12 protein-coding genes are annotated in these 12108 nt (G+C 65.9%); 2 read left to right on the forward strand and 10 right to left on the reverse strand.

The genetic code is table 11. From position 1 onward, the window contains the following. Window positions 1-130: 130 nt before the first annotated feature. Together GQO94_RS10530 and GQO94_RS10535 are read right to left on the reverse strand one after the other, a co-directional pair. On the reverse strand, window positions 131-988 hold the full coding sequence (locus tag GQO94_RS10530) for a sulfurtransferase (protein ID WP_156841159.1): 858 nt from the start codon (window positions 986-988) through the stop codon (window positions 131-133). Between the two features lie 56 nt (window positions 989-1044). Beyond that, a complete protein-coding gene (locus GQO94_RS10535) occupies window positions 1045-1719 on the reverse strand; it encodes a response regulator transcription factor (protein ID WP_156841161.1) in 675 nt (224 codons plus the stop codon). A gap of 223 nt (window positions 1720-1942) precedes the next feature. Here GQO94_RS10535 and GQO94_RS10540 point away from each other — a divergent pair, with 223 nt between their 5' ends. After that, window positions 1943-2857, forward strand: coding sequence for a UDP-2,3-diacylglucosamine diphosphatase (locus GQO94_RS10540; RefSeq protein ID WP_156841256.1), 915 nt, complete (start codon window positions 1943-1945; stop codon window positions 2855-2857). Continuing rightward, window positions 2854-3927, forward strand: coding sequence for a glycosyltransferase family 4 protein (locus GQO94_RS10545; protein WP_156841163.1), 1074 nt, complete (start codon window positions 2854-2856; stop codon window positions 3925-3927). The genes GQO94_RS10540 and GQO94_RS10545 overlap by 4 nt, the downstream gene beginning before the upstream one ends. A gap of 81 nt (window positions 3928-4008) precedes the next feature. Here the strand turns inward: GQO94_RS10545 and phoB are convergent, their stop codons facing one another. The 8 genes from phoB to GQO94_RS10585 all read right to left on the reverse strand — a co-directional run bounded on the left by phoB (window position 4009) and on the right by GQO94_RS10585 (window position 12068). Beyond that, entirely contained in the window at window positions 4009-4695 is a 687-nt protein-coding gene (gene phoB / locus GQO94_RS10550; protein WP_156841165.1) for a phosphate regulon transcriptional regulator PhoB, read from the reverse strand. After that, entirely contained in the window at window positions 4692-5387 is a 696-nt protein-coding gene (gene phoU / locus GQO94_RS10555; RefSeq protein ID WP_156841167.1) for a phosphate signaling complex protein PhoU, read from the reverse strand. The genes phoB and phoU overlap by 4 nt, the downstream gene beginning before the upstream one ends. Window positions 5388-5398: 11 nt before the next feature. Further along, window positions 5399-6163, reverse strand: a complete 765-nt coding sequence (gene pstB / locus GQO94_RS10560) for a phosphate ABC transporter ATP-binding protein PstB (RefSeq protein WP_156841169.1) — start codon at window positions 6161-6163, stop codon at window positions 5399-5401. 5 nt (window positions 6164-6168) lie between these two features. After that, a complete protein-coding gene (gene pstA, locus GQO94_RS10565; protein ID WP_156841170.1) occupies window positions 6169-7053 on the reverse strand; it encodes a phosphate ABC transporter permease PstA in 885 nt (294 codons plus the stop codon). Next, window positions 7046-8419, reverse strand: a complete 1374-nt coding sequence (gene pstC / locus GQO94_RS10570) for a phosphate ABC transporter permease subunit PstC (protein ID WP_156841172.1) — start codon at window positions 8417-8419, stop codon at window positions 7046-7048. Before pstC ends, pstA begins: the two co-directional genes overlap by 8 nt. A 16-nt stretch (window positions 8420-8435) precedes the next feature. Continuing rightward, complete coding sequence (locus tag GQO94_RS10575) at window positions 8436-9479, reverse strand: substrate-binding domain-containing protein (RefSeq protein WP_156841174.1); 1044 nt, start codon at window positions 9477-9479, stop codon at window positions 8436-8438. 93 nt (window positions 9480-9572) lie between these two features. Then, window positions 9573-10958, reverse strand: a complete 1386-nt coding sequence (locus tag GQO94_RS10580; RefSeq protein WP_156841176.1) for an OprO/OprP family phosphate-selective porin — start codon at window positions 10956-10958, stop codon at window positions 9573-9575. 123 nt (window positions 10959-11081) lie between these two features. Then, window positions 11082-12068, reverse strand: a complete 987-nt coding sequence (locus GQO94_RS10585) for a sensor histidine kinase (protein ID WP_156841178.1) — start codon at window positions 12066-12068, stop codon at window positions 11082-11084. Window positions 12069-12108 lie beyond the last annotated feature (40 nt).

The raw sequence follows: 12108 nt of genomic DNA on the forward strand, positions 1-12108 counted from the left end.
CCCGCTCGCGGGAGGGGCCGGGGGTGAGCCTTATGCAGGTGATGCTTCATGCCGACCCCGCTGCGACTAGGCGCTAAGCGCCAAGTCTCGCTGCCCCTCCCGCCAGCGGGGCGTCGGGAATCAATTCGGCTCAGTCCTCGCCGGTCGCGATCGGGCGGGAGGGATCGCTGGTCCACTCGCTCCACGAACCGGGATAAAGCCGCGCGCCCTCGATCCCCGCATGGCGGAGCGCCAGGAGGTTGTGGCACGCGGTGACCCCCGAACCGCACTGGCTGACCAGCGTGCGCCCATCGGCTCGCGCCAGCAGCGGCGCGAACGCGGACTGCAGATCCGAAGCGGGAAGCAGCTTGCCCTCGGCGTCGAGGTTCTCGCGAAAGAAGCGATTGGCCGCGCCGGGGATATGACCCGAAGCGGTATCGAGCGCATGGGTCTCGCCGCGAAACCGAGCGGCATCGCGCGCATCGACGACCAGCAGATCTTTGCCCGGCACATCGGCAAGGATTTCGTCCGCCGAGGCAGGTTCGGGTTCGAGCGAAGCCCTGGCGACGAAGTCGCCGGCCGCCGGTGTCGGCGCCGTGCCGCTCTCGATCGCGAAACCCGCAGCGCTCCAGGCCGCGAAACCGCCATCCAGCACGGCGACCGCCTCATGCCCGAGCCAGCGCAGTTCCCACCAGAGCCGCGCTGCATAGAAGCCACCGCTCCGATCGTAAGCGACGACTTGCGTGTCGTGGGACAGCCCCAGCTCGCGCAGCAGCGCCGCCAGCGCCGCGCGGTCCGGCAGCGGGTGGCGGCCATTGCCGCCGTCGGGCGTGCCGGACAGATCGTCGTCGAGGTGCAGGTAGACCGCGCCGGGCAGATGCGCCTCGGCATAAGCGCGACGACCCGCTTCGGTATCGCCGAGATCGAACGAGCAATCCGCGATGAGATTGCCTCCGTCGCCAAGCGCCTCGGCAAGTTCGGCGGGACTCACGATGGTCGTCCAGGTCATATCCGCCTCCGCATCATCGAACGTTCTCCTCGTCGCCGCTCGCGGCGCAGGAGCGCTCAGACGGCGTCGAAGACGTAGCCGAGCGAGCGGACCGTGCGAAGCGGATTTCCGGCCCCCGCCGCCTTGAGCGCGCGGCGCAACCGGCCAATCCAGACGTCGACCGTCCGCTCGTCGACCGCCGGCTCCTGCTTGCCGAGCGCCAGGATCAGCTGGCTGCGGTTGAACACGCGTCCGGGATGCTCGACGAAGTAACGCAGCAGCCGGAATTCGTTGGGCATCAGCGCGATCGGCTTGCCCTTCCAGCGCGCCTGGAACGCGGCGACGTCGATCGTGAGGTCGCCCTGCGAGAAGCGCGTCGAGGCGCCCGGCTGCGGCGCCAGCAAATTGGCCCCCAGGATCCGGTCGAGCAGCGCGGTGCGCGTCAGCGGACCCATCATATAGTCGTCCGCCCCGGTGCGCAGCGCGCGCTTGCGGTCCTCGACGTCGTCATCCTCGAGCACCATGGTGATATGCGCGCCGGCGGTGAGCGGATCGCAGCGCAACCGGCCGCACACTTCGAGCCCCGCCATGCCGGGAAGGACCCAGTCGATGAAGGCCCACAGCGCGCCCTCGATCAATGGCAGATCCGCCGTCCCGGCCCAGTGATGGATGACGAGGTTGAGGTCGTCGTGCCGGAAGGGCGCCATGCCGCCGTCGAGTTCGCTTGTCAGGAGTATGTCGATCCGGTGCACTGCCCCATCCCCGCTCGAATGGCGCTTGTGCAAGCGATCGATGACGGCAACGTGACACAACGGCGACGATTGTATGAAAGAGCGCCACTCAAGCCATTTTCCTGCCCTTTCCGCCCCGGTTGGCGCGTCCTGTCATCGAACCGACCTCGTACCGTCACCATGACGCAACGCGCGAAAGGTAGGCGCGAACTCGGGAAAAGCGGACGGGGAGCGCGACATGCGCATGCGTACGGACAATGCACTATCCCGGGACCCGGCGTCCCTTTTCGCTGGCGGCGGGATCCCGGAATGGCTCGACCTTCCCGATCCCAAGTCGTTCCGCCCGAAACGCAAGTATCGCACGATCTGGATCTCCGACGTCCATCTCGGCACGCGCGGCTGCAACGCGGAAATGCTGGTCGATTTCCTGCGCTCGGTCGAATGCGAGACCCTGTATCTCGTCGGCGACATCGTCGACGGCTGGCGGCTGCGGAAAGGCTGGTTCTGGCCCGACGCGCACAATGAAGTCGTGCGCCGCGTGCTCAAGATGGCGCATCGCGGCACCCGCGTGGTGTTCGTCGCGGGCAATCACGACGAGATGCTGCGCGATTATGCCGGCATGACCTTCGGCGGCGTCGAGCTGGTGCTCGAAGCCGTGCACGAAACCGCCGACGGCCGCCGCCTGCTGGTGACGCATGGCGACAGCTTCGACGGGGTCGTGCTTTATGCCAAGTGGCTCGCCTTCCTCGGGGACCAGGCATACGGATTGCTGCTGCGCGCCAACATCGTGATGAACGCGGTGCGCCGGCGGTTCCACCTGCCTTACTGGTCCTTGAGCGCCTACATGAAGAAGCGCGTCAAGAATGCAGTCGCCTTCATTTCCAGCTTCGAGGAAGCGGTCGCCACCGAGGCGATCCATCGCGGCATGGACGGGGTGGTGTGCGGCCACATCCATTGCGCCGAGATCCGCGAGTTTGGCGGCATTACGTATTACAACGACGGCGACTGGGTCGAAAGCTGCACCGCGCTTGCCGAAGACGCGTTCGGGGCAATGGCGATCATCGACTGGGCCGCGGAAAAGCTCGCCGAAGCAGAGCGCCGCCCGGCCGAGCAGCGGACCAAGCCCGACGTCCCCGCGCTGCCCGAGACCGCCGCGTGAAACTGGCGCTGGCGACCGACGCCTGGTTCCCGCAAGTCAACGGCGTCGTCCGCTCACTGGATACCACGATCGCCGAACTGGAGCGGCGCGGCGTGATGGTCGAGCGCGTGACGCCCGAACAGTTCCTGACCGTGCCGCTCCCGGGCTACGCCTCGATCCGGCTGGCGATGGCGCCGCGGTTCGGCGTGCGGCGCCGGCTCGATATGGCGGCACCGGACCTCGTCCACATCGCCACCGAAGGCCCGATCGGATGGGCCGCGCGCAGCTGGTGCCTGGCGCGGCAAGTGCCCTTCACCAGCGCGTTCCACACCCGCTTTCCCGAATACGCCGCGGTCCGCACCGGGATCAGCGCCGAACGGTTCTGGCCGATCATGCGTCGCTTCCACGCCCCCAGCCGTGCGGTGCTCGTCTCGACGCAGAGCCTGGAGACCGAGCTGGCCGCGCGCGGCATCGGCCCGACGGCGCGCTGGAGCCGGGGCATCGATCAGGCGCTGTTCCGACCCGACGGGCCACGCCATCCGGCGATGGCGGACCTGCCGGGGCCGATCCTGCTTTATGTCGGTCGCGTCGCGCCCGAAAAGAACATCGATGCCTTTCTGGACATGGCGGTGCCCGGCACCAAGGTGGTGGTTGGTGACGGCCCCTCGCTCGACGCCCTGCGCCGCCGCCATCGCGATTGCCGCTTCCTCGGCGCGCTGGCGGGCCAAGACCTCGCCAGCGCCTATCGCTCGGCCGATTGCTTCGTCTTTCCCAGCCTGACCGATACCTTCGGGCTCGTCGTGATCGAGGCACTTGCCAGCGGCGTGCCGGTCGCGGCCTATCCGGTCACTGGCCCGATCGATATTCTGGGCCGCGACGGACGAGGCGCCGAACGGGATTTGCCGCGCGCAGCAGGCGCGGTTGATGCGGATCTTACGAAGGCCGTCGCGCGTGCGCTCGAAGTGCGGCGCGAAGATGCGCTGACCCTCGGTCAACGCTACACCTGGGAAGCGGCGACCGACCAGTTCGAGACCGCATTGCGCGACGCACTGGCAGACCATCACCACAAAGCGCCGCGCGCCGCCGCCTGACCGCAGCGTCCAGGCGCACATCGCACAAGGAATAGAGCGGGGCGCGGGCCAAAGGCACCGCGCCCCGCTCGTATCAAGCGTTCAGTTGGCGTCCATCGAATAGCCGGCGGCGCGCACCGTGCGGATCGGATCGGGATCGCCGGCCCGGTTGATCGCCTTGCGCAAGCGCCGGATGTGGACGTCGACCGTGCGCTCGTCGATGTCGGAGTCCATGCCCCACACGCCGTCGAGGATCTGCTGGCGCGAGAGCACGCGGTTGGGCCGTTCCATGAAGTAGCGCAGCATCTTGAACTCGGTCGGGCCCAGATGCAGCGATTCGCCGTCGCGGCGGACGCGGTGCGAGGTGGGATCGAGTTCGATGTCGCCGAACAGCAGGTTGTCGCCGGCCAGAACCGGGCGGCTGCGACGCAGCAGTGCCTCGATCCGGGCCATCAGCTCGCGCGGGCTGAAAGGCTTGGTGACGTAATCGTCGGCGCCGGTCTTGAGGCCGCGGATGCGATCCTCTTCCTCGCCGCGCGCGGTGAGCATCACGATCGGGATGCGCGCGGTTTCCTTGTCCTTGCGCAATTGGCGGCAGACCTCGATGCCGGGCACTTGCTCGATCATCCAATCTAGAATGATGGCGTCGGGCGCCTGTTCGCGCACCATGACCAGCGCTTCCTCGCCGTCCCCGGTGGAACGCACGTCGTAGCCTTCGGCCGACAGGTTCCAGGACAGCAGATCGCACAGCGCGACATCGTCTTCGACTACGAGAACACTGGGGTTCATGATTCGGAATCCTTGGGAAGGTCCTTGGCGTCGCGCTCGTTGCAGTATTCCCCGGTCGCGGCGTAATAGACCATTTCAGCAACGTTGGTGGCGTGATCGCCGATCCGCTCGAGATTGCGGGCAATGAAGAGCAGCTGTGCGGCGCTGGAGATCGTCGCCGGCCTTTCCATCATGTGCGTGAGCAAAGAGCGGAACAGCGTGTTGTAGAAATTGTCGAGCTTCTCGTCGCGGCGGATGACTTCCACCGCTAGCATCGAATCGCGCGAGCCGTAGGCGTTGAGCACGTCGTGAACCATGCCTTGCGCGATTTCGGCCATCGCCGGGATCAGCGTGATCGGCTCGATCTTGGACTTTCCTTCGAGCTCCAGCACGCGCTTGGCGATGTTCTTCGAATAATCGCCGATTCGCTCGATCACGCCCGAGATCTTGAGCGCGGCGATCACGTCGCGCAGATCGTCCGCCATCGGCGCGCGCAGTGCGATCGTGCGCACTGCGAGCCGATCGACCTCGGCCTCGAGCGCATCGAGCCGGGCATCGTCGGCGACCACCCGGCGGGCAAGATCCTCGTCGTGGCGGGACAGCGCCAGGATACAGTCGCGGATGGCGACTTCGGCCAATCCGCCCATCTCGGCGATGAGACCGCGCAGCTGGCTGATCTCGCTGTCGAAGGACTTGACGGTATGTTCGACCATGATTGCGCTCCTCAGCCGTAGCGGCCGGTGATGTAGTCCTTGGTGCGGGTCTCCTGCGGGTTCTGGAAGACCTGCTCGGTATCGCCGTATTCTACCAGATTGCCGAGATGGAAGAAGGCGGTGCGCTGCGAAACACGCGCTGCCTGCTGCATCGAGTGCGTGACGATGACGATCGCGTACCGATTCTTCAGATCCTCGATCAATTCCTCGATCCGCGCGGTGGCGATCGGATCGAGCGCCGAACACGGCTCGTCCATCAGGATCACTTCGGGGCTGACGGCGATCGCACGCGCGATGCACAAGCGCTGCTGCTGGCCGCCCGACAACGCGGTGCCGGCATCGGTCAGGCGGTCCTTGACCTCCTGCCACAAGCCGGCGCGAGTCAGCGCCTTTTCGACGATCGCGTCCATATCGGCCTTGCCCTGGGCAATGCCGTGGATGCGCGGGCCATAGGCGATGTTCTCGTAGATCGACTTGGGGAACGGGTTGGGCTTCTGGAAGACCATGCCGACGCGGGCGCGCAGCGCGACGGGATCCATGCCGCTGGCATAGATATCATCCCCATCGAGCTTTATCTCGCCAGTGACGCGCGCGATCGGGATCGTGTCGTTCATCCGGTTCAAGGAGCGCAGGAACGTCGACTTACCGCAGCCCGACGGGCCGATGAAGGCAGTGACGATTCCGTTGTCGATATCGATCGAGACGTCGTCGATCGCCTTCTTGTCGCCGTAGAACACGTCGACGTGGCGAGCGGTCATCTTGGTTTCGTTTGTCATCGATCCTACCAACGGACTTCGAACTTGTTACGCAGATAAATGGCGAGCCCGTTCATCGCCATCAGGAATACGAGCAGCACGATAATCGCTGCCGAGGTGTTGACCACGAAGGCGCGGTCGATTTCGTCCGACCACAAGAAGATCTGCATCGGCAGCACCGTCGAGGGATCGGTGAACCCATCGGGCGGGCTGGCGACGAAGGCGCGCATGCCGATCATCAGCAGCGGCGCGGTTTCACCCAAGGCGCGCGCCATGCCGATAATGGTGCCCGTCAGGATCCCCGGCAAGGCCAGCGGCAGGACATGGTGGAACACTGTCTGCACTTCGCTGGCGCCCACCGCCAGGGCCGCGTCGCGGATCGAGGGCGGCACCGCCTTGATCGCGTTGCGCCCCGAAATCACGATCACCGGCATCGTCATCAGTGCGAGCGTGAGCCCGCCGACCAGCGGTGCCGAGCGCGGCATCTGGAAGGTGTTGATGAACACCGCGAGGCCGAGCAGACCGAAAATGATCGAAGGCACGGCGGCCAGATTGTTGATCGACACTTCGACCCATTCGATCCAGCGCGTGCGCGGCGCGAATTCCTCAAGGTAGATCGCGGCGCACACGCCCAGAGGAAACGAGATCGCCAGTGTGACTATCATCGTCAGCAGCGAGCCCTTGGCCGCGCCCCAGACGCCCGCGACCGAAGCCTCGGTGGAATCCGATCCCGAGAGGAACTGCCAATCGATCCCGGCCAGCCCGTTCTTGAGCATGATGAACAGGAGCAGCGCCAGGAACCCGAGCGACAGGACGATCGCGCCCAGACCAAGCAGGCGAAAGCGCTTCTCTGCAGCGTGGCGCTTGGCCAGCCGCTGCATGAAGGCGTCGGACTGGAAGGTGCTACTCATAAGCCTCACGGAAGCGCTTCACCACGCGCAGCGCGATGATGTTGAGAATGAGCGTGACGATGAACAAGACGAGGCCGAGCGCGAAGGCGGACAGCGTCTTGGGGCTGTCGAACTCCTGGTCGCCGGTCAGCATCTGCACGATCTGGTACGTCACCGTGGTCATCGAGGCGAGCGGATCGGCGGTGAGGCGCGCGGTCGCGCCCGCGGCCATGACGACGATCATCGTCTCGCCGATCGCGCGGCTGACCGCCAGCATCACGCCGGCGACGATACCGGGCAAGGCGGCGGGCAGGACGACCTTCTTGATCGTCTCCGAACGCGTCGCACCCATTGCCAGCGAGCCGTCGCTCATCGCGCGTGGGACCGCCGCGATCGAATCGTCGGCCATCGAGGAAACGAAGGGAATGATCATCACGCCCATCACCAGGCCGGCGGCGAGCGCGCTTTCGGTCGAGGGGTTCTGGTAGCCGAGCGAGGCGGCGAAATCGCGAATGGCGGGCGCGATCGTCAGCGCGGCGAAGTAGCCGTAGACGACGGTGGGCACGCCCGCGAGGATCTCGAGCGCGGGCTTTGTCCAGCGCCGGACTTTGGCGTCGGCGTATTGCGTGAGGTAGATCGCGCTCATCAGGCCAAGCGGAATGGCGATGATCATGGCGATGATCGCGCCGATGTAGATCGTGCCCCAGAACAGCGGCACCGCGCCGAAGTTGTCGTCGATGTCGGCGCCGATGGCGTTGCCGGGCGACCAGTGCGTGCCGGTGAGGAAGCTCCAGGGCGACACGTCGCGGAAGAAAAGTGCAGTCTCGAACACCAGGCTGGCGACGATCCCGACCGTGGTCAGGATCGCAATCAGCGAGGCGGCGAGCAACAGCAGCATGATCCCGCGCTCGACTCGCGAGCGCGCCGGGAAATCGGCGCGGATGCGCGTCCAGGCGTAGCCGCCTCCTGCCAGCGCGCAGATCAGCACCAGCGCGATTCCGATGAAGCCGAATTGCGTCTGCGCCGAGCGCATCGGTTCGGCGAGCCGATTGGCGAGCGGATTGAAGGCGACCGTCGAGGGATCGCTCGCCACCGCGCGCGCTTCGGCCAGAATGGACGCGCGCTCCATGTCGCTTGCCGGCAACATCTGCGCGGCCGGATCGGCCAGTACGGCCTCGTTGACGAGGCCCGGCGACACCGCCGTCCAGACCGCGAAAGCGATCAGCGCCGGGATCGCGATCCACAAAGCGAGGTGCAGACCGTGATAGTTCGCCGTCGCGCGCATCGACCCGCGGCCGGTGTAGAGCAGCCGGGCCTTGGCCCTGGCGGTATACCAACCGATCAGACCAAGGCCCGCCACGACCGCAAGAACGACGGCGATCAACATGCTAGGAAGCAGAGCCTCACTTAAGCTGCGACGGATCGACCAGCGTCATGCTGGCGACGACCTCGGCATTCTTCTGGCGAACGTCCTCGGGCGCAATGACCATGCCCTTGGCCTTGAGATACCCGTCGGAGCCCCAGGCGTTGGTCCATTCCTTCACGTATTCGGCCAGGCCGCGGATCGGCGCGAGGTGCTGCTTCTTCACGTAGACGTAAAGCGGGCGGGCACCGGGATAGGAAAAGTCCGAGATCGTCGCATAGGTCGGATCGATCCCCGACATCGGAATGCCCTTCAGCGAATCCGGGTTCTCTTCGAGGAACGAGTAACCGAAGACACCGATCGCCTTGGGGTTCTGCGCGATCTTCTGGACGATCAGATTGTCGTTCTCGCCCGCATCGATATAGGCGCCGTCCTCGCGGATCTGATGGCAAGTGGCCTCGTAGGCTTCCTTGTCACTGTCCTTGAGCGCGGCGGTGGCGGCGTCGGTCTTGCAGCCCGCCTCCATGATCAGTTCCTTGAGCGCGTCGCGCGTGCCCGAGGTCGACGGCGGGCCGTAGACCAGGATCGGCTCGGCCGGCAGCGAAGGATCGACGTCCTTCCACATCTTGGCCGTGTTCGGCTTGCCGAAGGGATTGGCCGCGAGCGCCTTGTAGACGATCTCGGGCGTCAGCTTCATGTCCGGACCATTCTTGGCCTCGGCGAAAGCGATACCATCGATGCCGACCTGGACCTCGACGATCTCGGTGACGCCGTTCTTCTGGCACTCGTCGTACTCGGCCTTCTTCATCCGGCGCGAGGCGTTCTCGATATCGGGATGCTGCGCGCCGACGCCGGCGCAGAACAGCTTCATGCCCGCACCCGTGCCGGTCGATTCGATCACCGGGCTCTTCGCGCCGGTCTGGGCGAACTTTTCGGAGACCGCGGTCGCGAACGGATAGACCGTCGAAGAGCCGACGGCGCGGATATAGTCGCGCGAGCCCGAGGCACCGCCTCCCGACCCTCCGCACGCAGTGAGGGCAACCGCCGAGGCGGCGAGAACGATGGAATGGCGGATCATACGCATGGAAAACCCCTTGGCCTTCATATTTGCGGCGCTCCTATGGGCCTGTGATGACAGTTCAGTGACAGTTTGATGACTATTAAGGCCGATCCCGGCTCAGAAGTCGACCTGGGCGCGCATTACCAGCGCATCGGCCCCGTAAGATGTGTCGCCCCCCGCCGCCGGATGGACGGCATCGCGATATTGCAGGCGCGAATAGCTCAGATACAACTTGGTGTAATCGGTTTGCGACCAGGCGAGCGCGAGCTGGTAGGCCTGCTGGCGGCCTCCGACAATGCCCTTGTCGCTCAGATCGAGATAATCGTAGCGCGCCGCGACCTGCACCGCGCCGATCCCGCCCGCGCCCACCGGATTGGCCGGCCGCACGCGATCGAACATGCCGTACTTGTACCCACGCCGGTCGCCGTGCGTCAGGAAATAGCCGATCTGGGCGTAGCCGCCGAAGAAAGTGGGGTTGGCAAGGCCGGGGCGCGAGACGGTCTGCCAGAACGCTTCGCCCGACAGATCGAGCCGCCCGGCTATCATCGCCGCTTCGAGGCCGACGCCGGTCTCGCCACTGGCGGCCATGCTGCCGGTATCGACGAAGCGCTCGCCGGTGAAGTGCTCGAAAGGCCGCTGGCGGTAGCGGACCGAGTTGCCGGATTCGAGTTCGGTGCGGTGGACCGAGGCGCCCAGATGGAGCTGCGTTTCGCCCAGCTTCGGCGCATAGACCGCACGCCCGTCGAAACTCAGGTTGCCGTTGGGCAGAGCCGCGTAATTGTCGGTGAACACGCCGCCTTCGAGCAGCACGGGGCCGCTCGCGTAAGTCACGCCAACGCCCAGTCTGCGTTCGAACCCGAAGGCATCGGTGAAGGCCGCGCGCTCCGTGAAGGGAATGTGCAGGCTGCTGGTCAGTTCTTCGAGCGACTGGAAGGTGTTCTGGTGGCCGACGATCAGCGTCAGGCCCTTGTCCGTATACGTGACGAAGGCATCGGTAATCGCGAGATCGGGTCCGAGCCCTGCTTCGAACTTGTAGCCGAAGCCACCGGGGATCGTGCCTTCGGCGCCGATGCGCGCGCGGCGCACTTCGCTGCCGAAGCCATCGTCGCGCCCGGTCGAATCCGGCACGTCGAAGAAGCCGGCATCGACGTTCACCCGGCCGCGGATCTTGAAGCTCCAGCCGCCCTCGCCCTCGATCACCGGCGCGCCCTTCCACGCGATCTTCACCGGCGGCTTGGCGGCGGGCTTTAGCGCCTCGGCCTGCGCGGCGAGAGCCGTTTCGGTCGCACCGGCTGCGGCAACGCTGGCCGCATCGGCGCGGGCATTGGCCGCGGCAAGCTCGCTTTCCAGCGAATCGATGCGGCTCGCCATCGCTTGCATCTGCGCGCGCATTTCCGCCAGCTCTCGCGCGATCGATTGGCGATCGGTCTCCTGCGCCTGCGCGGGAATCCCCCACGCACAGCCCAAAGCCACCGCCACCACCGACGTGCTCACGTTCCTCATTCGAGCGGATTCCCTCACTGCATGACACTTTCACGCCACTTTCGCGACGCCATTATGACCATGAAATGACACTTTGATGGCACAAGCCGGGACCGATCGGTTCCGGCCGCGCGATCGGCGCAATCAGTCTCGCCGCAAGGGAAGCATCATCGAGGCCGTCGTGCCCGCGCCGGGCCGACTGGTGATATCGAACCGGCCGCGGTGCCGCTCGACGATGTGCTTGACGATGGAAAGGCCCAGACCGGTGCCGCCCGCCGCGCGGCTGCGACTGGTGTCGGCGCGGTAGAAGCGCTCGGTCAGGCGCGGCAAGTGCTCGGGCGCGATACCGTCGCCTTCGTCGTGCACCCCGATCAGCAGCCAGCCGGTGGGCGTCGCCTCGATCGAGACGCTCACCGTTCCGCCGGGCTTTCCGTATTTCAGCGCATTGTCGATCAGATTGCGCAGCACTTGCGCCATCTGCCCGCGATCGCCCGCGATCTTCGCGCTGTCGCAGTTGGTCGTGACCTCCACGCGCGCATCGGTGCGGAACTCGCCTGCCGCTTCGCGCGCGAGCTGGACCAGATCGACGGTATCGGAGGGGACTTCGAACTTGCTCGCCTCGATCCGCGACAGGCTCATCAGGTCGGACACCAGCGCTTGCATGCGCAGCGCCTCGTGGCGGATCGTCTTGAGGAACTTCTCGCGTGTCGCCTCGTCGCCGCCCGCGCGCGGGTCCATCAGCGTCTCGACATAGCCGAGCACGGTCGCCAGAGGCGTGCGCAGCTCGTGGCTGGCGTTGGCGACGAAATCGGCGTGCGCGCGCGCGTTGCTGACCTGGGTCGAAAGATCGTACAGCGTTACCAGCCGTTCGCCGGCGGAGACCGGACGGCAATCGATCTCCCAGACGCTGCCGCCGACCGAAAGCCCGGTGATCTTCGCTTTGCCGCCGGCCTCGCTCAGGATCACCCGCACCGCTTCGGGATCGCGAATGGCGATGCGCACGTCCTGCCCGGAAATGTGCGCGCCCAGCAAATTGCGCGCTGCGGCATTGGCAAAGCTGACCTGCCCGCGCGAGACCACGAGCGCCGGGCTCTGCAACTGCTCCAGTAGGTTTACGCCCTCGACCGCCATGCGCGATCCTTTAGAGTGAGTTTCCCGGATGGGGAAGCGG

It is taken from the genome of Novosphingobium aquimarinum, from assembly GCF_009746585.1.
Lineage (GTDB): Bacteria > Pseudomonadota > Alphaproteobacteria > Sphingomonadales > Sphingomonadaceae > Novosphingobium > Novosphingobium aquimarinum.